At 56.2% G+C, this 24,635-nt stretch carries 24 protein-coding genes; 14 read left to right on the forward strand and 10 right to left on the reverse strand.

Annotation, left to right across the window (positions count from 1 at the left end):
- Positions 1-64 precede the first annotated feature (64 nt).
- Positions 65-418 carry a hypothetical protein gene (locus tag ACFKSJ_RS00325; protein ID WP_440950293.1) on the forward strand — a complete coding sequence of 118 codons (354 nt, stop codon included), beginning with the start codon at positions 65-67 and terminating at the stop codon, positions 416-418.
- A 427-nt stretch (positions 419-845) separates the two neighbouring features.
- Here ACFKSJ_RS00325 and ACFKSJ_RS00330 read toward each other — a convergent pair whose 3' ends face one another.
- Together ACFKSJ_RS00330 and cbiM are read right to left on the reverse strand one after the other, a co-directional pair.
- Complete coding sequence (locus ACFKSJ_RS00330) at positions 846-1,184, reverse strand: PDGLE domain-containing protein (protein ID WP_440950294.1); 339 nt, start codon at positions 1,182-1,184, stop codon at positions 846-848.
- Positions 1,177-1,821 (reverse strand): cobalt transporter CbiM, encoded by a 645-nt coding sequence (cbiM, locus tag ACFKSJ_RS00335; protein WP_440950295.1) that lies wholly within the window; start codon positions 1,819-1,821, stop codon positions 1,177-1,179. Before cbiM ends, ACFKSJ_RS00330 begins: the two co-directional genes overlap by 8 nt.
- Positions 1,822-2,162: 341 nt before the next feature.
- Between cbiM and ACFKSJ_RS00340 the strand changes: the two genes are divergently transcribed.
- The gene (locus tag ACFKSJ_RS00340) at positions 2,163-3,227 is read left to right on the forward strand and encodes a type I restriction endonuclease (RefSeq protein ID WP_440950296.1); all 1,065 of its coding nucleotides are present in this window, start codon (positions 2,163-2,165) and stop codon (positions 3,225-3,227) included.
- Between the two features lie 214 nt (positions 3,228-3,441).
- Here ACFKSJ_RS00340 and ACFKSJ_RS00345 read toward each other — a convergent pair whose 3' ends face one another.
- Positions 3,442-4,329 (reverse strand): class I SAM-dependent methyltransferase, encoded by an 888-nt coding sequence (locus tag ACFKSJ_RS00345; protein ID WP_440950297.1) that lies wholly within the window; start codon positions 4,327-4,329, stop codon positions 3,442-3,444.
- Here ACFKSJ_RS00345 and ACFKSJ_RS00350 point away from each other — a divergent pair, their 5' ends adjacent.
- The gene (locus tag ACFKSJ_RS00350; RefSeq protein WP_440950298.1) at positions 4,330-5,211 is read left to right on the forward strand and encodes a 4Fe-4S dicluster domain-containing protein; all 882 of its coding nucleotides are present in this window, start codon (positions 4,330-4,332) and stop codon (positions 5,209-5,211) included.
- 39 nt (positions 5,212-5,250) lie between these two features.
- Here ACFKSJ_RS00350 and ACFKSJ_RS00355 read toward each other — a convergent pair whose 3' ends face one another.
- Positions 5,251-5,700 carry a hypothetical protein gene (locus ACFKSJ_RS00355; protein WP_440950299.1) on the reverse strand — a complete coding sequence of 150 codons (450 nt, stop codon included), beginning with the start codon at positions 5,698-5,700 and terminating at the stop codon, positions 5,251-5,253.
- Positions 5,701-5,862: 162 nt separating this feature from the next.
- Between ACFKSJ_RS00355 and ACFKSJ_RS00360 the strand changes: the two genes are divergently transcribed.
- Positions 5,863-6,480 (forward strand): DUF5591 domain-containing protein, encoded by a 618-nt coding sequence (locus ACFKSJ_RS00360; protein ID WP_440950300.1) that lies wholly within the window; start codon positions 5,863-5,865, stop codon positions 6,478-6,480.
- A gap of 272 nt (positions 6,481-6,752) precedes the next feature.
- Here the strand turns inward: ACFKSJ_RS00360 and ACFKSJ_RS00365 are convergent, their stop codons facing one another.
- The 3 genes from ACFKSJ_RS00365 to ACFKSJ_RS00375 all read right to left on the reverse strand — a co-directional run bounded on the left by ACFKSJ_RS00365 (position 6,753) and on the right by ACFKSJ_RS00375 (position 10,035).
- Positions 6,753-7,571, reverse strand: a complete 819-nt coding sequence (locus ACFKSJ_RS00365; protein WP_440950301.1) for a CRISPR-associated endoribonuclease Cas6 — start codon at positions 7,569-7,571, stop codon at positions 6,753-6,755.
- 107 nt (positions 7,572-7,678) lie between these two features.
- The gene (locus ACFKSJ_RS00370; RefSeq protein WP_440950302.1) at positions 7,679-9,250 is read right to left on the reverse strand and encodes a serine/threonine-protein kinase; all 1,572 of its coding nucleotides are present in this window, start codon (positions 9,248-9,250) and stop codon (positions 7,679-7,681) included.
- Positions 9,247-10,035 (reverse strand): FHA domain-containing protein, encoded by a 789-nt coding sequence (locus tag ACFKSJ_RS00375; protein ID WP_440950303.1) that lies wholly within the window; start codon positions 10,033-10,035, stop codon positions 9,247-9,249. The genes ACFKSJ_RS00370 and ACFKSJ_RS00375 overlap by 4 nt, the downstream gene beginning before the upstream one ends.
- Positions 10,036-10,457: 422 nt before the next feature.
- On the opposite strand from ACFKSJ_RS00375, the gene ACFKSJ_RS00380 reads away from it, so the two are divergent.
- Positions 10,458-11,084: a hypothetical protein gene (locus tag ACFKSJ_RS00380; RefSeq protein WP_440950304.1), complete on the forward strand. Its 627-nt coding sequence runs from the start codon at positions 10,458-10,460 to the stop codon at positions 11,082-11,084.
- 168 nt (positions 11,085-11,252) lie between these two features.
- Here the strand turns inward: ACFKSJ_RS00380 and ACFKSJ_RS00385 are convergent, their stop codons facing one another.
- Positions 11,253-12,047, reverse strand: coding sequence for a PP2C family serine/threonine-protein phosphatase (locus ACFKSJ_RS00385; protein WP_440950305.1), 795 nt, complete (start codon positions 12,045-12,047; stop codon positions 11,253-11,255).
- Between the two features lie 443 nt (positions 12,048-12,490).
- Positions 12,491-13,261 (reverse strand): response regulator, encoded by a 771-nt coding sequence (locus ACFKSJ_RS00390; protein WP_440950306.1) that lies wholly within the window; start codon positions 13,259-13,261, stop codon positions 12,491-12,493.
- 503 nt (positions 13,262-13,764) lie between these two features.
- On the opposite strand from ACFKSJ_RS00390, the gene ACFKSJ_RS00395 reads away from it, so the two are divergent.
- On the forward strand, positions 13,765-14,334 hold the full coding sequence (locus ACFKSJ_RS00395; RefSeq protein ID WP_440950307.1) for a DNA-deoxyinosine glycosylase: 570 nt from the start codon (positions 13,765-13,767) through the stop codon (positions 14,332-14,334).
- Here the strand turns inward: ACFKSJ_RS00395 and pyk are convergent.
- Entirely contained in the window at positions 14,297-15,817 is a 1,521-nt protein-coding gene (gene pyk / locus ACFKSJ_RS00400; RefSeq protein ID WP_440950308.1) for a pyruvate kinase, read from the reverse strand. The two genes, ACFKSJ_RS00395 and pyk, sit on opposite strands and share 38 nt — an antisense overlap.
- Before the next feature lie 146 nt (positions 15,818-15,963).
- Between pyk and ACFKSJ_RS00405 the strand changes: the two genes are divergently transcribed.
- From ACFKSJ_RS00405 to ACFKSJ_RS00440, 8 genes are all read left to right on the forward strand, one after another.
- Positions 15,964-16,998 (forward strand): DNA-methyltransferase, encoded by a 1,035-nt coding sequence (locus ACFKSJ_RS00405; protein ID WP_440950309.1) that lies wholly within the window; start codon positions 15,964-15,966, stop codon positions 16,996-16,998.
- A 300-nt stretch (positions 16,999-17,298) separates the two neighbouring features.
- Entirely contained in the window at positions 17,299-18,213 is a 915-nt protein-coding gene (locus ACFKSJ_RS00410; protein ID WP_440950310.1) for a hypothetical protein, read from the forward strand.
- Between the two features lie 3 nt (positions 18,214-18,216).
- Positions 18,217-18,705 carry a flagellin gene (locus ACFKSJ_RS00415; protein WP_440950311.1) on the forward strand — a complete coding sequence of 163 codons (489 nt, stop codon included), beginning with the start codon at positions 18,217-18,219 and terminating at the stop codon, positions 18,703-18,705.
- A 4-nt stretch (positions 18,706-18,709) separates the two neighbouring features.
- Positions 18,710-19,183, forward strand: coding sequence for a flagellar protein FlaF (locus tag ACFKSJ_RS00420; RefSeq protein WP_440950312.1), 474 nt, complete (start codon positions 18,710-18,712; stop codon positions 19,181-19,183).
- A 15-nt stretch (positions 19,184-19,198) separates the two neighbouring features.
- Complete coding sequence (locus ACFKSJ_RS00425) at positions 19,199-19,933, forward strand: ATPase domain-containing protein (protein ID WP_440950313.1); 735 nt, start codon at positions 19,199-19,201, stop codon at positions 19,931-19,933.
- 2 nt (positions 19,934-19,935) lie between these two features.
- Positions 19,936-21,795: a type II/IV secretion system ATPase subunit gene (locus tag ACFKSJ_RS00430; RefSeq protein WP_440950314.1), complete on the forward strand. Its 1,860-nt coding sequence runs from the start codon at positions 19,936-19,938 to the stop codon at positions 21,793-21,795.
- A gap of 2 nt (positions 21,796-21,797) precedes the next feature.
- Positions 21,798-23,441, forward strand: coding sequence for an archaellar assembly protein FlaJ (gene flaJ, locus ACFKSJ_RS00435; protein WP_440950315.1), 1,644 nt, complete (start codon positions 21,798-21,800; stop codon positions 23,439-23,441).
- Positions 23,438-24,598: a hypothetical protein gene (locus tag ACFKSJ_RS00440; protein ID WP_440950316.1), complete on the forward strand. Its 1,161-nt coding sequence runs from the start codon at positions 23,438-23,440 to the stop codon at positions 24,596-24,598. The genes flaJ and ACFKSJ_RS00440 overlap by 4 nt, the downstream gene beginning before the upstream one ends.
- Positions 24,599-24,635 lie beyond the last annotated feature (37 nt).

Below are 24,635 nucleotides of genomic sequence, written 5' to 3' on the forward strand. Positions count from 1 at the left end.
GGGATTTGATATCAGTTTTATTGGCAGTCGTTATCTTCTTCTTATCTTACTACAATCCCATTCCATGAAGGTTGATGTTATCCAATTCAAAAAAGAAGAACCAAAAAAAGGTTTCAAATACACTATTTTGAGGTTCCCGAAGAACACGCGCAATAATTTAATCGGGAAACATGCCGGCATTGTGGACCTTGATGGCGCTTTTATCGTCTTGCCACTAGACAAAAAAGAATCGGTTATTACTCAAGAATCCTTGAACGAGAAGATATCAAAGGTGCGCCAGTCATTAGAGCGGCAAATAAGGGTAATAACCGAAATTAACCCCTCAAATAATGGCATTTTGAAAAATAAACCCGCCCGCGCAAGCCCGGACGCCGGCGTGGCGGCAACAACCGGGATCTCTGATCCCTTTTCCCTCTGAACTGAGGAGGGCAGCAATCTTTTTTTTCTCGACGCCGGCTTTCTGAGTTTTTTTTTGTTAGTACTCCTGTGTGCCGTTCTCATGACTGCCGGCGTTTCCTGATTTTCTCAGTCAGTGATTTCTGAGTGATGGCCGATTCTTTGAACGGGATGATCACAACGTTTCTTCCCGGGTTCCATTCTTCTGAATTGAAGGAGAGCGTCAGGATGCATGGAATCGGATTGCAGAGAGGCCGGTGGATGTCGCCAGTGAGATGATGAAAAATGGCGCTGGTGAAATGCTCACCTCTGATGACAATCACGACCGATTGATCACCGTTGTGAAGTTGTGGAGACGGTCATTTCTGACCCCGATCTCCTTAACCTGGTAGTAGAGAGTTCTGGATTCATTCAGGTGCAGTGGTAGACTTAAAAATTGAATTATCCTCCTATCGATGTGGACGTGAGAGGACGAGTGCCTTTGTCGCCCCAAGAACGATCCCGAGGGAGATCAGGACACCCACCACCATCGCAATGACTCCGCCGGTCGACCCCATGGCATCACCGAGTGCGTAGTCCTTCATCGGTGCCTCATAGACGAATCTGCCGGGGATATCCTCATTCACCTCGGCAGTCGGTGGGGTATCGCCGGTCAGGCTCTTGTCCCCCTGGATGATCAGGGCCGTGCTCTCCAGCCCGTCGGGATCGCTCGAGGCGAAGAAGACCGCGACCACCGCTATCAGCAGTGCCGCGATGATCCCTGCGACCAGAAAGGTCCGGTTATCCATGGATCGGCACCCCCCGTGGTAGTTCAACGATGTCAGGACGGGCGTTCAGGATCAGGTTGAGGCCGACGACGGTGATCACACCCTCGATAAGGCCGATGGCTGCATGGTAGGTACCCATCGCAACCATCCCGGGCACCAGGGGGAATGTGCCGGCGATGAACATCTCGAGTGCACAGGCAAGCGACGGAATGAAGCAGGCGAGCCAGGCTGCGACAAATGCAGAGATGCTCATATTCTTTGTAACTCCCAGCAGCCCGTGGAATGAGTAGAACCCGACGAACCCGCCGATCACACCCATGTTGATGATGTTCGCACCCATCGTGGTGATCCCGCCGTCGCCGAAGAGCACCCCCTGGATGATCAGCACCATCGAGAGGATGAAGACTGCGGCGAAGGGCGAGCCGAGAAGGATCGCTGCAAGCGCCCCGCCGAGCAGGTGTCCGCTCGTCCCCATCGTGACCGGGAGGTTGAAGGCCTGGATCGCAAAGATGCCGGCGGCCAGCACGGCGACCAGTGGGATCTTCTCCTCTGTCAGTTCGTTCTTCGCCCAGCGGAGCGCCAGGGCGACGAAGACCAGGGCGATGATCCAGTAGACTACGCCCTGGTTTATTGGTATGAATGCGTCAGGAACATGCATAATTTTAACCTCCGTTAGTAATACTATTGCGAAATTATGTAGCACGAACTGACTGAAAAAGGTTGTTATTTGATTTTTTTACTATAATCCTGGTACATGTCCCACGAAGGCGGTTCGATCGGTCGTGATCGTCGTCAGAGGTGAAGCATTTCAACAACGTCAGAAAAAGGGCTCTGTTGAAACTCACAGAAGTTGTCGACATTGACAGATGTGGACCCAGCTTGATGGAAAAAATGGGGGATATCAGAGTATAAGGGGAGGGTTTCACCGGGTCCAATCCTTCTTAATAGTAATGGAAAAATATAACGTCTTTTACTTCAGATTCTCAACCGTGACGTTTCATGGATTTTAAGGACGAGATTTGCGCCTTTTCGAAGAAGATTCCTGCAATATCTGAGAATATCAAGACTGAGGAGGCGACCAAGACGGCTCTGGTGATGCCGTTCATTCAGATGCTTGGGTACAATGTCTTCGATCCGACCGAAGTATGCCCCGAATTCATTGCTGATGTCGGCATCAAGAAGGGCGAGAAGGTTGATTATTGCATCTACAAAGATGGTGAACCAACACTGTTGTTTGAGGTTAAACCAGTCTATTTTGATCTCTCTTCGGCCCATGCATCCCAATTGTATCGATATTTTACCGTCACTTCTGCCAGAATTGGAATTTTGACCAACGGAGTGGTCTATAAGTTCTTCACAGACCTTGACAAGCCAAACACAATGGATGAACGTCCATTCCTTGAAATCAATCTTCTCGAACCCAAGGAATCTTCGTTACAGGAATTGAAAAAATTCACAAAGGTAGGATTCAATCTCGAAAATATCGATAATGTCGCGTCAGAATTAAAATATACCCGAGAAATTAAGCAAATTCTTCTCGATCAATCAACTTCACCAACACCAGAGTTTGTTAAGTTCTTTGCCAAGCCTGTTTACGGCCGTCCATTGATGCCATCTGCGATGGAAAAATTTACACCCATCGTAAAAACGGCCTTTACCCAATTCATCAATGAGCGGATAAACGACCGGTTGAAGTCGGCGATGGCCCCAGAACCTGTTCCAGTTACAGTTGAACCGATTCCTGATGATACCAAAGAGGAGCAGGATATCAAAACAACCACTGAAGAGATGGAATCATATTACATAATCAAGGCAATTGTACGGGAATCTGTCGACCCTTCGAAGATTACGCTCAGGGATGCCAAGAGTTACTGTGCGATCCTCTATGAAAATAATAATCGCAAACCGATATGCCGCCTCTATTACAATACACAAAAGAAGAAAATTGGACTATTTGACAGTGCGGAAGGAACCGAAGAGCGTATTCCCCTTGATTCACCTGACGATCTATTTACGCATGCACCCCGGCTCCGGACAACCGTTGAAAAATATTCAGCGGTATAACAACGATCCCTTTTTCGAGATGGGGGGTGGTTGTGCCGGGTCCATGATCTCCATGGATCGAGCCTGAGACCGCCGGCCTCATCGATCCAAAAGAGAATATGATATCACGGTGAGATGGAATGGTCGGTGGGTTCTCCCAGACCCCCTGCCGGCATGGCCCATCGAATAATCCCGGCACTCAGGATCGCTCATCCCTCCCGCTCGTCCCTCTCCCTCAATCGGTGCACCGGTTTTTGAGAACAAAGAAGGTGTACCCGTATTCATTCGAATACTTCCGGTGCATCTCCATCTCCATCTCCAATCCCTGGATGATCATCTGTGCATCGCTGTTCTCCGCATACTTCGCTTTCAACAGGGGAATCCTTGCGGACAAGGGAGTGTAAAAATGATCCCACCAGCCGGCATCCGGAAGCCGGAACGAGCTGATGACAGCATAGCCGGCATTCCGGATCAGTTCTTCAGTGCCGGGTACCGATTTCAAATCAGGGCACATGGGATCCAGAAATTCCCTGCATTCCTCAGATGGCGAATCGGTGAACCAGGTGGTATCAGATACGACCAGGTATCCTTCAGGTTTCAAAAATTGCTTCCAGTACCTGAGAGCGTTGGATAATCCCATGATAAATGCAGAACCTTCCGCCCAGATGATATCGAACGAGGCCCTGTCGAAGGGGAGGTTGTCCATCGATGCTCGATAAGGAATAATTCTACCATCCAGTCCTTCCTTCTTCGCCCGGTGGACAAGATCATCGAGAAACGGCTGATGGAGATCTGATGCCGTGATCGTACAATCGGGATAGAGCCTCGCAAGGGCGAGCGTCTGCATCCCTGATCCACACCCGATATCGAGGATCTTCCCCCCTCTGGGAAGTATGGGAATCTGTGAAGATGCATACGCAGTACATTCATCTGATCCGGGACCCTGCCGGGGCAATTCCTCAAACATTCTTGAGATAAGTGTTACATCCATGATACCACACGTGAGAATATTGAGATTAAATCCTTGTTGGTTGGTAGTGACGGGAAAGGAGAGATGGGGAATCCCGGGCTCTAATGGGGAGGATAGCAATCTATTTTTCCCGCTGCCGCTCAGGATAAACACATGTGTGCAGATGACGGCCGGCAAGAAGTACAGTCCGTTTCAAAGGGATCCGGTCTTCTCCGGCAGAAGGAGAAGGGATATGTTACCGTCCGGGTGAAGGCTGTTGCAGGGAACTGTACCGCCCCGCAGCTCGCCCTGCTCAGCGAGCTGGCGACCCGGTACGGGAGAGGATACCTCTCGCTGACCGTCCGGCTCAACCTGGAGATCCCCTGGGTGAAGGTCTCCGATGTGCCGGCGGTCTTCGCTGCCCTGGCCGAAGCCGGCCTCCCTCCCGGGTCCACCGGCAAAAATGTCCGGGCGATCGTCGCCTGCAAGGGGACGGTCTGTCCGCACGGCCTCTACGACACCCAGGAGACCTGCCGGGAACTGGACCGGGCGTACTACGGAGAGCCGCTGCCGGCAAAGTTCAAGATCGGGATCGCCGGCTGTCCGAACAACTGTACAAAGGTCCAGTTCAACGACATCGGGATCATGGGGCAGCGGGTGCCCCTGTTCGTTGCCTCGGACTGCACCGGCTGCGGGGCCTGCGTCGTCGCCTGCAGGGCCGGGGCGCTCCGGCTCGACGAGGACGGCACCCTCCGGTACCGGCAGGACCGCTGCCTGAACTGCGGCGCCTGCCTGGAACGCTGCACCGCCGGTGCCGTCCTGGTGCAGGCCGAAGGCGTCACCCTCTTCGTCGGGGGTACCGCCGGCCGCCGGGTGCTGGCCGGTCTTCCCCTCGGATCGATCGTCCCCCTCTCCCGGTGCCCGGCGCTGATCGATGCCGTCCTCGCCGTCTTCCGGAAAAACGCAGAACCCGGCGAACGGCTCCGCTCGATGATGGAACGGATCGGACCGGAAACGGTGCTCTCCATGATCAGGGAGGCGGTCCGGGAACCCTGATTCAGATGGCCCGAAAAAAAGGTATTTGTGAAGCCGGCGTCACTCCGGTTTATCGCTCTCGGGTTTATCACTATCAGGCTTCGCACTTTCCGGCTTCGCACTGTTCTGCTGCCTTCTCTTCAGTGTCTCCTGCACCCGTGCAAAGACATCGTTGATCCCGTTCTGAAGGGTGGTGCCGGCATCCTTCACCGTCTTCTCGACATACCGGTGTCCCTCGTCGGTGGTGATGACCCCGTGTGCCAGCCCGATCACATCGTTGATCGCCTTTGCGACCGATGCCGAGGCTTCACCGAGCTTCTGCTCGATGACGGCCGGATCCGGTTCGCCCTGTTCGGTATTCGGTCCGTCCTGAACCGGGATCTCCTGCGTGGTCCCAGTCTCTGCGTCTGCGGAAGGTTCGTCAGCGGCCTGGGCCCCGGCGGTCTTCTCCTCTTCCGGTGCTCCCACAACCCATCGTCCTCCCTCGAAACGTCCGTTCTCTTCACTCATATGTGTCATCCTGATCCCAGAGATTGCGAGAAATGATCCTGCGCAGTTCATGGGCGTTCGTGAGTATTTGTACAGCGCCTATTTAAAATTGGTACTGCCGACCCGTCTCTCTCCGGTCCCAGAACAGAGGTGACATCAGGACCGTCATCCCATGTGTACTGGATGCGACTGCAGACCCCTGCCCGTTTCAGCGAGGACGATCATCTGACCGCCCCGCCCTTCTACCTCCCGGTCTTTGAGGAGGCGTACCGGTTCATCATCGATCAGTACCAGGTCGCTCCGAAGCCGATCGGGATCTTCATCCCCTGTGCCGTGAAGAAGCCCTACAGCACGAGCCCGAGCCACCGGCTCTTTCATAAGGTGATCGGCACCACCCTCGACCCGGACGACTACCATGTGGTGATCTTCGGCACCTGCGGGACCGTGCCGGCCGAGCTCGAACTGATGTACCCCTATGCCCACTATCACTATATGCTCGGCAAGGTCACTGACCCGAAGGTCAAGGAGGACTTTCTGAGGATTGAGACGCGAAGGATCGCCGGCTACCTGAAGAAGACCGAGCATACGTACACCCGGAGGATCGCCTACTGCATCGGCATCTTCCGCGAGGCCATGGTCCAGGCCGTGGAAGAGACCGGTATCGAGCTCGACCTGCTCCTCCCGTCAAACCCGATGATCACCAGAATGTACGACATCGACTGTCCGTTCCCTGAAGGATCCCTCTCGATGAAAGAATATGTCGAAGAGTTCCGGGCAGGACTGCAGCAGATGCGTTCCTGACAATATCTTAAAAGAGACGCCCCTGAGAGGATTCCCCTCTTTGAAAGCGATGCCGGTCCTGTGAGACAGCATCTTTCACTTCACAGGTTTGGAATTTTTTTTACCTGTGAACCTGCTGCTCGTATGGATGCCATCATGATGACATCTGGCCTCTGGTGCATTCTATCTATTGTCACAGGCTGATTACTCCCTGTGGTTGAATCGCATCAGTGCATAGCCTTCTCAGCATGCTCCTCTCTAGAGGCAAATTGCCTTGTATGTCATGATACTACTTATAATTTCTCATCCTGTTCCGGCGGTTCAGCCGGTGGATGGGGGCCGGCCCCTGCCCGCTCCTGCGGCTCGGGCTTCTCCTCCTTCCTGATCACATTCATAAATCCATATCCCGAGCCGGTCCGCTCCCCAAACCCTGCCTCGATCCCGAACGCCAGCACCTTCCGCTGTGCCTGGTTCATCTTACTCCAGCGGAACTCCCAGAGACTGCTGGGTGCCGTCCCGCTCTTCTTGTTTCCGGACGGCTTCGCCGGCAGACTTCTGAAGAGGGAGGCCTCGGCAAAGAGCGTCTCCATTTTGAGTTTTGTCGCGTTCCAGCGGTTATACCGGGCGAGCAGCGATTCGGTGAGTGCCGTGGTCAGCGCCTCCTCGGGCATCCCCTCCTCCCAGAACACCGGCCCTCTGGATTGGTCGGGGATCTGGAATTTATTGATGCACTTTGGGGAGAGCCGGACGATCAGAGGGGTTGCATTCCGAAGGACCAGTCTGTTCTTCTGCAGGGTGATCGAAAAAACCTGATGCCCCAGCAGGGTGAACTGCGCATCACCAATTTTTATCCGGGCCCCTCTCTGCTGCGAGAGATAGCGGGCGATACCCTGTGCCACCTCGGGTGCAGGGGATGCGATGATCAACTGTTGCAGGTCCCCGGTCTTGATCTCCCCGAACGGAAAGAGGCGGGAGTATGAGACCGGGACGTCCCGGGCCAGGGCCGGGCCCAGGGACCCCGCCCACATCATAGCCTGGGTGACAAACGTGTGCAGTGCACGGTTCTGAACAGGCCCATCCTGTTCTGCTTTCAGGCGGATTAACAGTCGCATCTCTTCTCCTTACCTGATGGGCTCTCCTGTGCTATATGTTCTCACCTGAAGCGACAGTCCGGTCGCTCCGCCCCTGGTGCCCCGATTATTCTTCTGGTCTTCTCTCTCTACTCCAGGTCTGCGGCGAGCTCGGCTGCGGACCTGTACCGGTCTTTCTGGCTCCGGGCAAGACATTTGAGGAGCACCGCATCCAGGGGCGCCAGCTCTGGCCGATAGGCGGACGGAGGTTGTGGACTGTCGTTCAGGATCATCCTGCAGGTGCTGTCGGTATCCGTTCCTGCAAACGGATGGGTCCTGGTCAGCATCAGGTACAGCAGCACCCCGACCTGATAGAGATCGGTCGCCGGCCCCGGAAGACCGAACTGCTCGGGTGCGATCTGTTCAGGAGCCGCGTACCAGGGGGTGAACGCGGTGCACGCAGCCCCGGTCTTCTCGCCGGCATGCTCTGAAAGCCCCCAATCGGTGATCTTGGGGATTCCTCCGGCCCCTTCTTCAGTGAGCAGAATATTATCCGGCTTGATATCGCAGTGGCTGTACCCGTGCTGGTGCGCATAGTCGAGCCCGTTCAGGATCCCTTTTGTAATCCTGATCGCCCCGGCCGTGGTGATCGAGCCGATCTGCTCGGTGAGTCGGTACGGCACGTACTCCATCTCCAGGCAGAGGGTCGGCAGCAGGTACACATGCGTGAGCCTCACGATGTTGGGATGGTTCAGATGCTCCCAGATTCTGATCTCCTTCAAAAACCCCGCCCCGGTCGCAAGGTCATGCCTGAGCGGAAGTTTCAGGGCGACCCGCATCCCGTCGCTTCGCCGGGTCGCCGAGAAGACGCTCGCGACGCCGCCCGTGGCTGCAGGTTTCAGGTCGGTGTACTGGGAGGTGATCGCCTCAGGGATGCCCTCCTCGGTGACGAACTCCCCCTCCTTTTGGGCAGGGACGAGCGTCTTCTGACCGCCGGTGCCGGCCGCGAGCATCGGCACCGGCTCGGGGGCGGGGGACTGGCTGTGCTCCCGGTGCTGGAGGTACTGTCCTGCAGAGAGGACCGCTCCGGTGATCAGGGAGATGTACGTGAGCGCCAGGGGCGGGAGTTCTGATGGTACCGGGACCATCAGCAGGAGGAGGCTGAGCAGGATCGCAGCGATGATCGCCACGATCAGGTGGAGCAGAAGCATGCTCCGCTGAACCTGCCACCGGTTTTTTTCCAGCGCGATCCCTGCCGAAAAGAACGAGAAGAGGACGCTCGGGAAGCAGCAGAGCAGCCCTGCAATACCCACGAGATCGAGCCGGATCAGGGGTGCACTGTTCACCGTCAACAGCCAGAGAATCCCGACGGCGGAGACCAGGGCCAGCACAATATAACTGAGTCCGATCAGCGGGTTTTCTTCGCTGCTTTGGGATCTCTGGTGGGGATCGAGTCTCCGTCCGGTGCGTATCACCAGGCTCAGCAGAAGTAATAACGAGATCCCGGCATAGAGCAGAAAGAGGGCCACCCCGGAGATTGTTCTGTCCATCATCTCCTGATCAGGGGGAGGGACGTCGCTGACTCCGGGTGATGTGTTGTTACGCACCTGATGAAACTGGGGTGGGGACGGCAGCGATATCGGGGCGGCTTCTGCGGGGAGTGCACACACCAGGAGCACGTTGACAAGCAGCAGAACCAGCAGGATGTGAGCCGGCTTCATCCAGTGAGATCCGCTCCTCTTTTTGGAAGCATCACGACAAACCGTGCACCATAGGGATCCTTTGCGAGGTCCAGCAGGTCCCCGTCATGCAGCACCATCCGCTGGTGCGGGGTCAGGGGCTGGTTGTTCAGGAAGGTCCCGGCGGTGGAGCCGCAATCCTCCACCAGGTATCCGGCGGCCCCGGTATAGATCCGTACATGGGGCTTGGATATGCGGGTGACCGTCCTGTACCAATCCGGAAGGATCAGGGACCCGGAGACGGGTTCGTACTCTGCGTCGGCCCTGCCGATGCTGAGCTGTTCGTCCTCGAAGATCGTCACCTTCCCCTCGTCCGCTCCGGTCAGCAGGACCAGGTACAGATGATCGCCGGTGAGCTCGTCGGCGATCTGACCCCGCACCTCGGCCAGCCGGCTGGTGAGATCCGGGTTCTTCTGGATCCCTGCCGTGCTGAAGACCCCGAGGTTCCTGATCACCTGTTCGAGACCTCCGGAGACCACGGAGTATTCCCAGACCGGGTGCACCCCTTTTGACGTCTGCTGGCCCACGCCGGCCTCCTTCTTTACGAGACCGACATTCACCAGTTTATCGAGGTGCTTCTTGGTGTTGTCGTAACTGGTATTGATCTCGGCAGCAATCTGGCGGCGATCTTTGGGCGTCTTCTCGATCAGTTTCAGAATCCGCAGCCGCGTGCTGTTGGAGAGCACCTCGAGGTACTGCGAAAGGTCCTCATAAAAGTCGGTATCGATCGAGACGATACAGGTCTCGGTACCTTCAATCCTGTCCACAGATACCACTCCTCTATCTTCGTTCTCCCTGTGGGGATAAATGTTTATCCTCATCCGGGTCTCTCCGGTCCATTAATTGGACCGTCCGGTTCAGATTCTGGTCCTCCTGGTAGATGGTATTCTTCATTCTTTCCCTGGATTTGGAAATAATCGCCAGTATATGGGATAGAATCCGGTCAGGTACTTCTGGGAAGATCTGTTCGCGGCGAGGGTTTGGGGATGACCGGACCGGTCATATCCTTAACCGGCCGGACCAGGAAATGGACCGTGGATGAGAGAACTGTGCCTTCGTCCATCCCGGAATTATATATCGTCCCCCTTTCAAGAGGTGGTCGTGGTGGCCTGCAGGGGACGCAGGTTACTAAAAGAAGGATGAGGTGAACGTAATTTCCATCAGATCAATCGTATCGGTCAGTATATGCTTGCTCGGGTTGATGCTCTTCATCCCTGCAGTCAGTGCAGGGGGGATCGTCGACACCCACAACCAGACGCATATCACTGAGATCAGGGATCGAATTGTGAATACCAGTCATGTCACCGAGGTGATGATGCAGGGTGCGATAGCGTACGTCGATCAGATCAGCAACAGTACCGGCATCACGGCCCTGACGGCGACCAGGGATAACTATGTCTCCGTCGCTGCGTCCATTCCGTCTACAGGGAACAACACAGAGCTCAGATCCACCGAGATGAACCTCAGACAGATCGAGCATCTGTTCTTCAACCAGACAAAGACAGCCGTAACCGCGTATAACGGCACCCAGTCCGGGCTGAAGGAGAGCATCAATGCAACACTCGCAGCTGCCGGTCTGAACGAGAGCAGGTGCGGGCCACGCCAGGATCATGCACATGGCTTTGCAGGCAACGGAACCGGCCGTCCGGACTTTGCCGGTAACGGAACGGCAGGTCCGGACCATCCATCCGGCTTTGAGATCAATGGGACCGCCCCGGCCGGCTCGGTATCATGCCCGACCGACGACAGTACCTCCATGCCTGGCAACAGGTCGGTCGGCAGACATAATCGCGGGGTGAACACCACCGTCAACTGAGCCGGTTCAGACAACCGCCTTCCTGGAGAATAGAAAAAAGACCCATTTTTCCGACAGAATGCGTGCAGATCTGGTCGACAACCAGTTCTTAAAAAACCTCACCTTTTTCTTAACGAGTTTATCTCAAGCCTGATCATAACCCCCTGTCTAAATGAGTGCAGGATGGCCTCAACCGGCATGCAGGTGCAGCATGCCGACCGTGATATCGTCCCCGCTCCCCATCGAGGAGATCCGGGCGAGCAGTTCTGTGAGGTGCTGGTCTTCAATGAAGAGCCTGCGGGCGGCATTCTGGAATTCGGTTTCACTCCGGTACGAGTTGACCAGCCCGTCGGTCGCCAGCAGGATCGCAGACGGCATCCCGGCATTGACGCTGGTGACAGCAGTATAAAAATCGTTGGCAGCCTCGGGCAGACAGAGCGAGGTGGTCTGGTTCCCATAGAGGCGGGGATCCCGTTCCAGTGGACGTTCGATCGTCCCTTCCTGTGAGACGGTGAGGATATCTCCGTCACCGAGCTGGAGGTACAGCAGATAGTGCTGTGTCGCGATGACCGTTAACAGGGTCGACCCGTACGGGAGCAGCAGATCGGCGATCTCGTCATACCGGGAAGCAGTGGAGAGGTCGGTTTCACCCCTGCTGATGAGGTCCCGATTCACCAGTTCTCTCCACCGCCCGACGATCGCTGTACAGATGCCGGCCCTCAGGAACTCCCGGCCGCCAGAGATCAGTGCAGCAGGGTCTGTTCTGGCAGTGAACTGTCCGGCAACCGAGAGTGCAGCCTCAACGGCAAATGCGGAACCCCTGTCGCTCCGGTAGCATCGGGCCGATCCGTGCCCGTCTGCCAGGGCCAGCGTGACCTCTGATCCTTCAACAGCAGAAGAGCCGATCGCGTCCTGGTTGGGAAGCCCGATCTGCTGGTGGTACGTACCCTGTACCGACGCTCCTGTCGCCCGCCAGATTCTCATATCTTTTGGTCCCCCTGTGCGGGTTCATCTCCTGCAGGGGCGTATTTGTTCCTGATACTATTATACCCTGATTGTTCCATCCGTTTCGATCAGGATGGTCGTGCTCGTAGGTGCCTGGGGGTCATCATGGCGATCATCACGTTATTTTCAATCGTGGACTCACAGGAGTTAACCTGAATTCCTGTTGAGTCCGGTCTGTTCACCACTGCACAGGATATGAGGAAGAGTGTCAAAGCAGTGGTCCTGCTGAATACCGGTATCAGAGAAGAGAGGCCGGGATGGAGTTACGGCGTATGCATCCCACTCCGTTTCAGTCAGGCGTGACTCCTGTCCTCTTCAGGCCGGCGTACAGGAAGGAACACCCTGTGCAGAAGAATAGCAGGATCATCATCCCTGTCCCTGGATGATGATCGGTCAGAGGCCCCGGGGAGGTCCGGAGAGATTCAATAGGATCCAGACCGACGAAATCCGGAAGTTATTTCTAAAACCGGGCATGGAAGAACTCTCATACGATACAGATCCTCGGGACCGATGACCAGGTCCCTGATCAGGGCCTGGAAGCAGGACGGTTCTTCGTACAACCCGGCCCTGGCCCCTGTGCCTTTCACCACCCGGTGGATTGTATCGAAGATCCCATACCGATGGGGAGTGGAGGTCCTGGTTTTCCGGACAGCCGGTGAACGAACGCCCGTTGTCGACCGTTGGGATGCAGGGGCGGTCTCCAATACCGGGCACGGAAGCGTCTCCACCTGCTGCTGATCGCTGGTGTCTATCACCAGTGTTTCAAGCAGGGCACGCGAGAACTCCTGCTCTCTCTGTAAATCGGCTTCAACCTTTTTGTGCTTCACAATCTGGTGAATATCATGGGAGAGTTCTGCAAACTGTGCAGTGAGGTTCCCCCCTTTCTGGACATAGTAATCGGCGCCGCTGTCCAGAGCGGTTATGGCGACCTCTTCCCGGCTCCTGCTCGTGAAAAGGATGAAGGGGATATCGCTGCCCATCCGGATATTTCGCAAAAACTCAATTCCATCCATGCCGGGCATCTGATAATCGGAGACGATCACATCATAGGAGGCGGACGCCAGTCGACCGAGGGCATCCCGTGCAGAATTTACAATATCTACGGTGATCGTGCCGATGCGTTCAAGGAATAATTTTCCGATTTCAAGGAGGCCGGCTTCATCATCAACATACAGGACAGAGATCATGGTCATCACGTAATGTACGTTATATTATACATTTAGTAATTTATAGATTTCTAAAACCGATCTAAAAATTACAATTTATCTAGAATTGATTACATGATCCGGTGGTGCGCTGCATACTCTGGTGTTTCTCTCCGGATGAACAGGCCTTGCGTCGAATGTACGATCTTCGACAGAAGTGAATCAAACTATACGCTGCCGGGTCTGACGCATGAAAATTATATATATTATTGTTGGAGTACCGTCACTGTATGAAATTCGGGCAATCGCTTGATGTCCTCCACGGTGATCTCCGCAGACCTCTGGACCCTGATGAACCGATTCCCCGAAAGATGGAATCTGGCGACCCCGAAACGGAAGCAGGTCTGCAAGCTCCATCCGATGCCCTCTCTTTATCAACGCCCCCGAAAGAGGACCCGTCCCCGTAACGGACCGGTGGAGTCGCAGTTCTGGGATGGTGCACGGGATCTCATCATGTGTGGAGATGATCTGTCCTGCAGGCTGAAGAGGGAATGACCGAGCAGGAGGCCGATCCGGTCGAATCATCCAGCCCTGATGGATCCTCCCACCTGAAACAGGGTCTCCTCCCGATCATCGGATCAGCCCCGGTCGTACTGGTCCTCGGTTCATTTCCGAGTGCCCGGGCACGGGCTGCAGGGGCCTATTATGCAAACCCCCAGAACCATTTCTGGCCGATCATCGAGGTCCTCTTCGGGATCCCGCGGGTGCTCCCGTATTCCGAGAGGGTCCGCCTGCTCGCCGAACGTCAGGTCGCACTCTGGGACATGGTCGACTCATGTTCCCAGGAGGGCTCGATGGACAGCACGATACAGGAGCCGGCCCTGAATGATGTCCGGGGCCTCCTCGCAGCCCATCCGACCATCCGGCTGGTCGCGGCCAACGGGAGGACGGCCGAACGGTTTCTGAAACGGTCGCTGGGCGGCATGGGCCCTCCTCCCGGTGTGACCGTCGTCTCCCTCCCCTCGACCAGTCCGGCGAACGCACGCGAATCCTTCCAGAAGAAGGTACTTCGGTGGCAGGTGATCAGAGACTATGCAGTCCCGTTCGATCGGGAAGTCTGATGATCCGCAGGGCATTGGTCGCCCCGGCCAGATCCGGCAACGACCCTTCTGTCAGGATCACCAGGTCCCCGGTCTTTGCAAGCCCGGCATCTCTGATCATGTCAAAGATCCGGTCATGCCAGGCTGCCTCGTCAGGTTTGACAAAGAACGGCACCACACCGTAGGAGAAGGCGAGGAAATCGGCGACCCGCTGATCCCTGGAGAACGAAAGGATCCAGCAGTCCGGTTGGAAACGCGAAATCCGTCTCGGCGTCCTTCCGCTCCTGGTCGGGGTCAGGATATAGCGGGGTGAGAGGGCATGCGTCGCCTGGATCACATTCAGGGAGACCACGTCGTCGACCGTCAGTTCACGCCTGTTGATCCCGGTGAGCAGGTCCTCTTCAAGCCGGGAACGCCCCTTCAGCGTGGTCCGCTGGGCTTCGATCGAGCGTGCGATCTTTGCCATCATGCGCACCGTCTCCACCGGATACCTGCCGGTGGCCGTCTCGGCAGAGAGCATCACGGCGTCTGACCCGTCCAGGATAGCATTGGCGACATCGGTCACCTCGGCCCTGGTCGGGAGGATGTTCTCTGTCATCGATTCGAGCATCTGCGTCGCCGTGATCACCGGAACGCCGAGTTTGTTCGCCTTCTGGATACACAGTTTCTGGACTCCCGGCACCTCTTCGATCGGGATCTGAACGCCCAGGTCGCCACGTGCGATCATGATTGCATCCGCCTCTTCGAGGATGGCGTCGATCGCTCTGACGGCCCCTGCCCGTTCGATCTTTGCGACGATATGGATCGCTACGCCCCGCTTGTGCGCATACTCCCGCAAGACCCTGATATCCTTCGGGTTATCAAGGAACGAGATGGTGAAGGTGTCGACCCCTTCATCCAGCCCGAGGTCGACATGGACGAGGTCCTCCGGGGTCACCGCCGGGATCGGCAGGGAGATCCCCGGCAGGTTCAGCCCTTTGTGCGAGAGGAGGGGCCCGCCGATCACGACCTTCCCGACCACCTCCTGTCCGCTGATCCGGATCACCTTCAATTGCAGAAATCCGTCGTTCAGAAAGATCGTGGTCCCCTCGGTGACGAGCGAGGGCAGACCGGGATAGTTCACCGGGATCGCGGCCAGGTCTGACGAGGCCGGATCCGCGGTCAGCGTCACGGTCTCCCCCTTCGAAAGGATCAATGGTTCCTGTATCAGTTTCCCGATCCTGATCTTGGGCCCCGGGAGGTCGATCAGAATCGCCACGGTCCTCCCGAGGCGTGCGGCAGCTGCCCTGATATTTTTGATCAGCATCCGGTGCTCGTCACTCGTTCCATGGGAGAAGTTCACCCGTGCCACGTTCATTCCGCTTCTGATCATATCGGCGAGCACCTGTGGCGACGTGGATGAGGGGCCGATTGTACAGACGATCTTTGTCTTGTTCGAAGGCAGACGTCTGATCCTGACGGTCCCCGTCTCTTCCCTCTTGCCTGCCGTTTCATCTTCTATCAAAACCCTTGCACCGTCCTGCCTGTCGATCAGAGCCCCTGATATATAAATGGTGTTCTGACCGGAACGGGTATACGCATCTCAGGGTACTACAATACTACAGAGATCGTATCAGATCTTAAAAATCCGGCGTACCTATGAACCAGAAGATGGATCAACCCGCTCAGGATCTGCACGCTGTCGCCTTCGGCGGAGGCCAGTTCTATAATGGCGACTGCATCAGCGGTGCCAGGGCCTGTGTTCCCGACAACAGCGTCGACCTGATCATCACCGATCCCCCGTACGGGATCCATGGAGATCGGCTCCACCAGCATTACAACCGGCAGGAAGACCTGGTCGTCGGGGGATATGTCGAAGTGCCGGCCAGCGAGTACGGGCCGTTCAGCCTTGCATGGATCCGTGAGGCGGAACGTATTCTCCGGCCCGGCGGGTCCCTGTATATCGTGTCGGGTTACACCAACCTGTACCATATCCTTGATGCTCTCAGGCAGACCTCGTTACAGGAGGTCAACCATATCATCTGGCGGTACAACTTCGGTGTCTTCACCCGTCGGAAGTTCGTCTCCTCTCATTACCACATCCTCTTCTATGAGAAACCCGGTGGGGTTCGGACATTCAATGCTGAAGCCCGGTATGGTTTTGGTGAGAAGGGAACGAAGGGCGAGTCGTTGAACTACCAGGATCGGGAGGATGTCTGGCTCATCAACCGCCATTACAAACCCGGCCAGGTCAGGAACAAAAATGAACTGCCGATCGCTCTGTTGATCAAGATGATCCAGTACAGCAGCAACGAGGGCGATCTTGTCTGCGATCTCTTTCTGGGAGGTTTCTCCACGGCAAAAGCCGCGATCGGTCTCAACAGGAGGGTGATTGGATTCGAGGTCTCGGCTGAGATCTTTGGGGTGAAGGCAGAGGAGATTGCGTCTGTACATCCCGGTTCTCTGCTCCCCTCGCTTCGGACTCCCCTGATCAGCCGAATACTGAACCAGGGGAGGACCTGGACCCGGGAGGAGCGGGATTCCTTGGTCGCGGTTTATGCCCGAATGCTTTCACAGGGGATGAAGAAGCAGGAGATCGTCGACCTCCTTATGAAGAGATTCGGACGGGGACGATGGGCGATCGTGAAGATGCTGAAGGGATGCGCTGAAAAAGGTCAAATCCGTCCGGACGAGAATCAGGAATGATCGTCAGGTATATAACAGATGTATCTGGTTTATCAAGACAATCTCTCTTCGGTGAGGAGGAATGCACGCTCGTTCTATGGCTCAGGTGGTATGGTCGCTGCGCGATCGGGTGCCCATGCAGGTGGAGCGATCTCTTTTTTGCATTTTTCCGATCAGAAGACGGGCTCTTTTGGAAACCTCTGTTCCCGGTGGAGGACCAATCTCTCGTTATTCTGCAATCTAAATAGCATTTAAATATATAATTATCTGTTTTCTCGAATAATAATATTTATTAATCGTCACTGAGATATACTAACTCACATGGCGGTTAATCAGGCGCAGGTTGACCAGATTCTCACTGCAGCTTCTGAAGACGATCCAGAAGTAAAACTGCAGAACCTGGAGCGTGAGGTCGATCTGATAAAGACCTCGATCAAACGGCTCCTGATCGACATACGGGAGCGTATGAACGATATCGACAACCCGTTCACCCTGACCGCCGGGGTTGGTATCCCCCCGGATACAACCCAGGATATCAAGGATGAGGCCAATGACGCCCATGAGGCCGCCCTGGACGCCCGCGAGAGTGCGCTGAAAGCTCGCGAGTCCACGATGGAAGTATCGGAGAAGTCCAAGGATAAGAAGAAGGGGCGGCGGAAGGAAGACGAGGAGGATGAGAACGACGAGGACCGGTCGGCCCGGTCACGCCGCAAGGAGAAGAAGAGCGAGTTCTCGGAGGCTGACGAGCGGTTGCTCGCCGCTCTCCGTTCGCAACTGGGACAGGAGCCGGCCCCGTCGTTCCAGCTCCCTGCCATGCCGGCTGTTCCGCCGCTATCCGAGAGTTCATCGATTCCAGAGAAACTGCGCCTTCAGAAGGCGTATCGTCTCTTCAAGTGGACCAACCGGTCTGTGAAAAAATATGGCCACGACCGGCTTGAGAGCATGCTCCAGTCATACCGGTCGATGGGGTACATCTCGCAGGAGTCCTGTGCCGAGGTGATCGAGATCGCCCGGTTGATGCCGGCCGTTCTCGGCGAGGTGCACGAGATCGATCCAGGCGAATACGTGGCCGAACTCTACGTTTTAAACCGGATCCTTTCGCCTGATGATGTGACCCTGGATCGTGACATGATCGAGGTGCTGATGGAGCAGCAGCAGGGGCGTTCCAGCGATGAACCCGGGGCCAGGGACCGGATAAAGGGCGATGAGTGGGTAAACCTGCTTGACAGGATATAATCCATGTCAAGCGAGACCTTCACCACCGCCCTGTTCCTGATCACCTCCATCATCGCGGCCGGTGTCCTGATCAACGCAATCTTCCCCGTGGTCTACACGATGGCCGGCACCTTCGCCTCCTCGTCCCATGATTCGGACCAGCGGATGAGGACCGACTTCCGGGTGGTGACGACCCACTGTACCATCAGCGGGGAGGCGACGGTCTGGATGAAGAACATCGGTTCGGCACGGCTGGCCGCCCCCGAGGTTGCAAAATCCGATCTTTTCTTTGGGAAGGTGGGGAGTTTCTCGCGGATGGCCTATAATGAAACGCCTGGTGTTCTGAATGGCTGGAACTACCAGGTAGAGGACGACACGAACGGGTACTGGGACCAGGGGGAGACGCTCCGGGTCGATACGAAGGTCACCCCGGTTGAAAAGGGGGAGATGATGTACTTCCAGTTCGTGCTTCCCGACGGGGTATCGAGGACAGAACAGTTCTCTGTGGGGTGAATCGGTGGCGATAGGTGAACTGGTCGGTGCTGTCGTGGGTGTGATGCTCCTCGTCTATGTCGCTTACGTGCTGGTGGGATCGGTGATCCTGACGGCGGAGACGGTCAACTCTGCCCAGAGTGATATGGGGCATCTCCAGGAGCAGCGTATGAGAACGATCATCAACCTCTCTGTGGACCGGGTGGAGAACACGACCGTCTATCTGAATGTGACCAACACCGGGGGGGAACCGATCAGTGATTTCGCTCATATGGATGTGATGACCTCGGCAGGGGGGGACGTGCCGACGTACCATCATTACTTTGAAGGAGTCGTATCGAGTCAGTTCTGGCATTATGAAGGGATCGTGCCGGATTATGTGCATCCGGGACAGCTGGATCCCGGCGAGGTGCTGACCCTGTCGGTCACTGAAACGCCGAGACCGATGTGGGCGCAGGTGATCACGCCGAACGGCGTCTATTCAACAGTGCTGGTGTGACTGGGGGGATTGAAGATGGGTGGTGGAATCGGAGATATTTTGGGAGGGGAAGATAAGAAGATCCTCTCCACAGGGAACAACGAACTTGACAAGAAGATCGCAGACGGTCTTCCGCTGGAGTCCCTGACCCTGATCGAGGGTGAGAACGATACCGGCAAGAGTGTGCTGACCCAGCAGATCATCTGGGGCGCCCTGAAACAGTCGATGTGTGTCGACCTCTTCACGACAGAGAACACCACCAAGAGTTTTCTCAAACAGATGGAATCGATGAGCCTGGACATCTCTGAGTATTATGCCTGGGGATACCTGCGAGTCTTTCCTCTGAACGTGGTCGGTTTTGAATGGAAGGAGACCGAGATGTCAGGACTTTTGAACCGCCTGATCCAGTTCATCAAGAACAGCAGGGCAGAGGTGATCATCATCGACTCCCTGACCCTCTTCAGCGAGTACGCCGATACCGGTACGATTCTGACCTTCTTCACAAACTGCAAGAACCTGGTCGACCATGGCAAGACGATCCTGATCACCCTCCACACCTACGCCTTTGAGGAGGAGTCGCTGGTGCGGATCCGGTCCATCTCTGATGCGCATCTGTCCATGAAGAAGGCCCTCCTCGGTGTAAAATATGTGATGGTCCTCGAGGTGAACAAGGTCCGGGGTGCACGGAAGACGACCGGGAACCTGGTCTCGTTCGAGGTCCATCCCGGATACGGTATGAAGATAATTCCGATGAGTTTCGCGAAGGTGTAGGCATGGCGACCATGACCATGGCAGCGAAGCTGCCATTCAAGCCTGAAACGATCGATGAAGGGATTGACTGGTCTGCCAATCTCGAGTCCAGTGCACTCTATCGGATGCTCCCTGCGAATGCCAGGGATTATGTGAAGGAAGCCCCGCACCTTCTCGAGTACCTGCACATCCTGCCGGTGAACACCTATGGGATCCCCCTCTTCTTCTCAGAGCTGAAGAAGGATCTCCGGTCGATGAAGAATCCGAACATCATCTATCCTGTCAACGAGACCACCTTTGTCCATATCCTGCAGGATCCCAACGATGTCCGGAACTTCTACATTCCCATCGAACCGTCTTTCCTGCACAATGTGAACAACTTCGTGCCGGCCATCGAGCTCAGGCTGATCGATATGATCGATGCCCTCGAGAACGATCCCTCCTCTCAGGAGGAGAGACGGGCGGTCCTCAAGAACATGCTCACCAGGGTGACGGCGATCAGGCGCCCGGGCGAGAGCCTTGAAGAGGCGAGCGGTGAGGACGAACCGAAGGGAGGGCTCGATAAGGTCAAGGACTTCCTGAACACCGACTTCACGGCGAAGAAGAAGATGATCGACCGGATGTCGCATGTCAAGGTACCCCAGACCCCTGATGGAAAAGTGATCCTGACCCCTGCCGAGTACAAGGCGGTGGAGTACCTGATGATACGGGACAAGATCGATATGGGCGTCCTGCAGCCGTTCCTCTCAGACTCGAATATCGAGGATATCACCTGCAACGGGGTCGGTCCGATCTTCATCGAACACAAGGTCTTCAAAGGGCTCAAGTCGGTGATCGAGTTCACCCGTTCCGATGAACTCGACCAGTTCGTGATCAAGATGGCGGAACGGATCAAGCGACCGATCACGTATCGGTCGCCGATTGTGGATGCCACGCTGCTGGACGGTTCCCGTATCAACATCGTCTACGGGACCGAGGTGAGCCGGCACGGTTCGAACTTTACGATCCGTAAGGTGAACGAGGTCCCGCTTTCGATCCTGAATGTGATCGCTTCGAACGCCTGCGACTATAATGTGGCCGCCTATCTCTGGATCTGCATCGAGTATGGGATGTCCCTCTTTGTCAGCGGGGAGACTGCCAGCGGGAAGACCACGACCCTGAACGCGATCACCACCTTCATCCCGCCGGAGAACAAGATCGTGACCATCGAGGATACGCCCGAACTGACGGTCCCGCACCGGAACTGGACCCGGGAGGTCGCCATCGCCAAGGGGAAAGGCGAGGGGACCGGGGGCGGGGTCACCATGTTCGATCTCCTCAAGGCTGCCCTTCGTCAGCGTCCGAACCAGATCCTGGTCGGTGAGATCAGAGGTGAGGAGGGTTCTGTGGCGTTCGGTGCGATGCAGACCGGCCACCCGGTGATGTCCACCTTCCACGCGGCCACGGTCGAGAAGTTGATCCAGCGGCTCTGCGGTGATCCGATCAATATCCCCAAGACCTATGTGGACAATCTGAACCTCGTGGTGATCCAGAGTGCGGTGAAACGTCCGAGCGGCGAGACGGTCAGACGGATGATCAGTATCAATGAACTGGTCGGATACAACCCTGAGACGCAGGGTTTTTCGTTTGTGCAGATGTTCGGCTGGGATCCGGTCACGGATACGTTCATCTGGTCCGGCAAGGGCTCTTCGTACCTGCTGGAAGAGAAGATCGCAACGATGCTCGGGATGCCTGAGAACCGGCGTGCAGAGATCTACCTTGAGGTCGAGAAACGGGCGAAGATCCTCGAACGGCTCCACCAGGCCGGCTATGTCCAGTTCTGGGATCTCTTCCATATGATCACCAAGATCAAGAAGCAGGGTCTGCTGACGATAGGGGCCTGACGATGGCAGAGGCGGCGGTTATCGAGGGGATCGTTGGGGAGGAGGAGAAGCCGAAGGAGAGTGCCCTTGCCGGGATCGTCCAGTCGTTTCGGGACTATTACGAGGGGATCGTCGAGAACAGGAAGATGGCCGCGGACATTCTCTTCATGATGACCTACATGGCCTCCCTCGCCCTCGCCCGTGCGACCCGGCCGGAACTCTTTGGCAGTGCAAGCGAACGGAGCGAGTACGTCTCCTCGAAGTACATCAAAAAGGTCAATATTCTCACCATGGGGTGGGGGTTCAGTTACAAGGAAGCGCTGGAGATCACCGCCGACCGGGTGAAGAACCCCCTGCTCCAGAGCCTCTTCAACCGGTTCTCCAATTCGATCGATTCGGGGGTGCCGGACGAGGAGTTCCTCAATAATGAACTGGTGACGACACGAATGGTCTATGTCAGCAACCAGGAGCAGGGGTTCGAAATGCTGAAGAAGTGGGGGGACGCCTACATCGCGATGCTCCTTTCGGCGGCAGTGGTCGCGGTCACGATGATGATCTCGGTCGCGATCTATTCTCCAAACAGTCTCGACACGACCCTGAACATCTCGTACTCGCTGACGCTCGGGATCAGTCTCTTTGGGATCGGGCTGATGTATATGTCCGTCCCCGACGACCCGAAGACGCATGGACTCGACACCTGGCGTTCCAAGGAGCAGCTCTCGATCAGAAAGATTGAGCGGATCCTGGTCCCGGTGGTCGTGGTCATCGCCCTGATCATGACGGTAGCCGGGGTGAATGCAGGTCTCATCTGTCTCTTCATCGGGCTGATGGTAGGTCCTCTGGGGATCATCGGGCTGATCGATGACACCAACATCACGCAGCGGGACGACGACTTCTCGGTCTTCATCCGGTCGCTCGGATCGGTGATGGAGGGGCAGGGGGCCACGATGCCGGTCGCACTGGCCCAGGTGGACAAGAAGTCACTGATCGCGCTCGAACCGCTGGTCAGGTCGGTCCACTCCAAGATGAACCTCGGCCTCGAAGAGGAGCAGATCTGGCAACGATTCATCGGCGAGAGCGGATCGAACCTGATCTACAAGTACCTGAACATCTTTCGCGATACGGTCGCGACCGGCGGGCCGGCCGGCGAGATCGGGAAGGTGGTCGGCAATTCGATGCAGAACATGGTGCTGCTCCGGCAGAAGCGGGATATGCTCGCCAAGGGGTTCATCATCCTGCTGATCCCGATGCACCTGATGATGGTTGCGATCCTGGTCGCCCTCTACAACATCCTGATGACCCTGACGACGGCGATCACATCGATGATGGACCAGTTTGCAAAGGCCGCCGCATCCGCAGGGGATGTGAGCGGGAACGCAATGAGTGGAAATGCTTTTCTTTCTGGCTCTCTCAATATGTTCATCAACTTTCCGAAGGAGCAGATGACCACCTTTGTGGTGATCACCATGATGATCCTGACGATTGCAGATATTCTGGCTGCAAAGATTGTGTGGGGCGGGGACCGGTATATGTACTATCTTTATATTGCAATCTTCTTCACCCTCTCCGGATTGATCTTCCTGATCGTGCCGTACCTGGTAACGATCTTCTTCAACGTGGACGTGCTGACGAACATCTCCAATGCGGCGACGGTGAATACCACATGAGAGAGGACGTTCGGAGGCTTCTCCTCTTTGTGGTGACCCTCGTCCTCGGACTGGTGATGATCGGGGTCGACCTGCCCCTGGTGCAGCTCCTCCCGGTGCTGGTCCTGATTGGAGTGGTCCTCCTCTTTGCAACCGGAGCGTTGACTCCAGAGGATCTCGGTCAGGTTGGAGCGAGGTTCAGAAGAGACCGGAAGGAGACGTCTGCAAAGCCGGGGACCGGGAAGACCGAGCCGGCAAAGAAGGCAGAGCCCGTACCTGCCGGAAAGAAAGGTGGTCCCGGTCTCTTCGCACGAATGCGTTCATCGTTGAAGGAACTGATCCCAGAACGCGTTCCACGCAAGGAAGGGGAGCAGAAGGCCGGCCTCTTCTCGCGAAAGAAGAAAGAGGATCCTCTGAAGGGGAGAGCGACAGAGCAGTCGGCCGGTACCGCTGTTGCGGCTCGACCGTCTGCTCCCTCTCCGTCGGGGGGCGGGGGGAAGGCGGAGGACCCGTTCCTCTCCCTCTCTGACGACGAACTGCAGACCGACCTCCTCGACGAGCTCGATGAGATGGATGCCCCGATCCCTGAGTCGGGTGAAGGTCTCTCGCTGGATATGGAAGCGGTCACCCCGCCGGCAGAGCCCGAACTGCAGGGTGCCGATTCGATCCTCAGCGAGCATGCTTCTGATCTCGAGGAGTTCACCGATCTCGAAGGGATCGACGAGATCGACAATGAACTGGCAAGTCTTGAGGAGGTGGATCTCGACGAGATCCAGCTCTCCGGGCTTGATGGACTTGAGGATGCCGATCAGAGTGTCCCTGACCTTCCTGATACTCCTGGCGGGCCTCCTGATGCGGTCTCTGATCCGACGGCGGCTGCCCCTGATGTGCCCATGTTCACCCTTCCCCAGGATTCCCTGCCTGATGATATCTTTAAGAGCGAGCCGGATATGACCGCTTTTGCCCCTGGGTCTGGCGGGGACAATGATATGCTCAGCCTGCTCGCGTCGGATGTCAAATCGGTGAAGGTAGAGGCCGACATGTCAATTCTTCGCGATCTGCGTGATGTGAAGGTCAGTTCTGAAGACCTGGTCACGGATCTGGAATCGCTGTTCCAGGTGATCGGTATGCCGGCGGTCAAAGGGGAGAAGAAGGGATCTGGGGCGGTGAAACGCTAGTCGTTTTCGATGCCTGTGATCTCTTCTTATTGTCACG

The sequence above is a fragment of the Methanosphaerula subterraneus genome (assembly GCF_052055875.1).
In the GTDB taxonomy this organism is placed as follows: Archaea; Halobacteriota; Methanomicrobia; order Methanomicrobiales; family Methanospirillaceae; genus Methanosphaerula; species Methanosphaerula subterraneus.

What these genes read in the sequence shown, in the direction of transcription:
- ACFKSJ_RS00365 (WP_440950301.1), bottom strand. Translation starts at nt 7,571, where the DNA reads ATGCGACTGTTAATCCGCCTGAAAGCAGAACAGGATGGGCCTGTTCAG.
- ACFKSJ_RS00395 (WP_440950307.1), top strand. Translation starts at nt 13,765, where the DNA reads ATGACCGAGCAGGAGGCCGATCCGGTCGAATCATCCAGCCCTGATGGA.
- ACFKSJ_RS00330 (WP_440950294.1), bottom strand. Translation starts at nt 1,184, where the DNA reads ATGGATAACCGGACCTTTCTGGTCGCAGGGATCATCGCGGCACTGCTG.
- ACFKSJ_RS00385 (WP_440950305.1), bottom strand. Translation starts at nt 12,047, where the DNA reads ATGAGAATCTGGCGGGCGACAGGAGCGTCGGTACAGGGTACGTACCAC.
- ACFKSJ_RS00405 (WP_440950309.1), top strand. Translation starts at nt 15,964, where the DNA reads ATGGATCAACCCGCTCAGGATCTGCACGCTGTCGCCTTCGGCGGAGGC.
- ACFKSJ_RS00430 (WP_440950314.1), top strand. Translation starts at nt 19,936, where the DNA reads ATGGCGACCATGACCATGGCAGCGAAGCTGCCATTCAAGCCTGAAACG.
- ACFKSJ_RS00390 (WP_440950306.1), bottom strand. Translation starts at nt 13,261, where the DNA reads ATGACCATGATCTCTGTCCTGTATGTTGATGATGAAGCCGGCCTCCTT.
- ACFKSJ_RS00325 (WP_440950293.1), top strand. Translation starts at nt 65, where the DNA reads ATGAAGGTTGATGTTATCCAATTCAAAAAAGAAGAACCAAAAAAAGGT.
- flaJ (WP_440950315.1), top strand. Translation starts at nt 21,798, where the DNA reads ATGGCAGAGGCGGCGGTTATCGAGGGGATCGTTGGGGAGGAGGAGAAG.
- cbiM (WP_440950295.1), bottom strand. Translation starts at nt 1,821, where the DNA reads ATGCATGTTCCTGACGCATTCATACCAATAAACCAGGGCGTAGTCTAC.
- ACFKSJ_RS00440 (WP_440950316.1), top strand. Translation starts at nt 23,438, where the DNA reads ATGAGAGAGGACGTTCGGAGGCTTCTCCTCTTTGTGGTGACCCTCGTC.
- ACFKSJ_RS00360 (WP_440950300.1), top strand. Translation starts at nt 5,863, where the DNA reads ATGCGACTGCAGACCCCTGCCCGTTTCAGCGAGGACGATCATCTGACC.
- ACFKSJ_RS00425 (WP_440950313.1), top strand. Translation starts at nt 19,199, where the DNA reads ATGGGTGGTGGAATCGGAGATATTTTGGGAGGGGAAGATAAGAAGATC.
- ACFKSJ_RS00370 (WP_440950302.1), bottom strand. Translation starts at nt 9,250, where the DNA reads ATGAAGCCGGCTCACATCCTGCTGGTTCTGCTGCTTGTCAACGTGCTC.
- ACFKSJ_RS00340 (WP_440950296.1), top strand. Translation starts at nt 2,163, where the DNA reads ATGGATTTTAAGGACGAGATTTGCGCCTTTTCGAAGAAGATTCCTGCA.
- ACFKSJ_RS00415 (WP_440950311.1), top strand. Translation starts at nt 18,217, where the DNA reads ATGTCAAGCGAGACCTTCACCACCGCCCTGTTCCTGATCACCTCCATC.
- ACFKSJ_RS00355 (WP_440950299.1), bottom strand. Translation starts at nt 5,700, where the DNA reads ATGAGTGAAGAGAACGGACGTTTCGAGGGAGGACGATGGGTTGTGGGA.
- ACFKSJ_RS00410 (WP_440950310.1), top strand. Translation starts at nt 17,299, where the DNA reads ATGGCGGTTAATCAGGCGCAGGTTGACCAGATTCTCACTGCAGCTTCT.
- ACFKSJ_RS00350 (WP_440950298.1), top strand. Translation starts at nt 4,330, where the DNA reads ATGTGTGCAGATGACGGCCGGCAAGAAGTACAGTCCGTTTCAAAGGGA.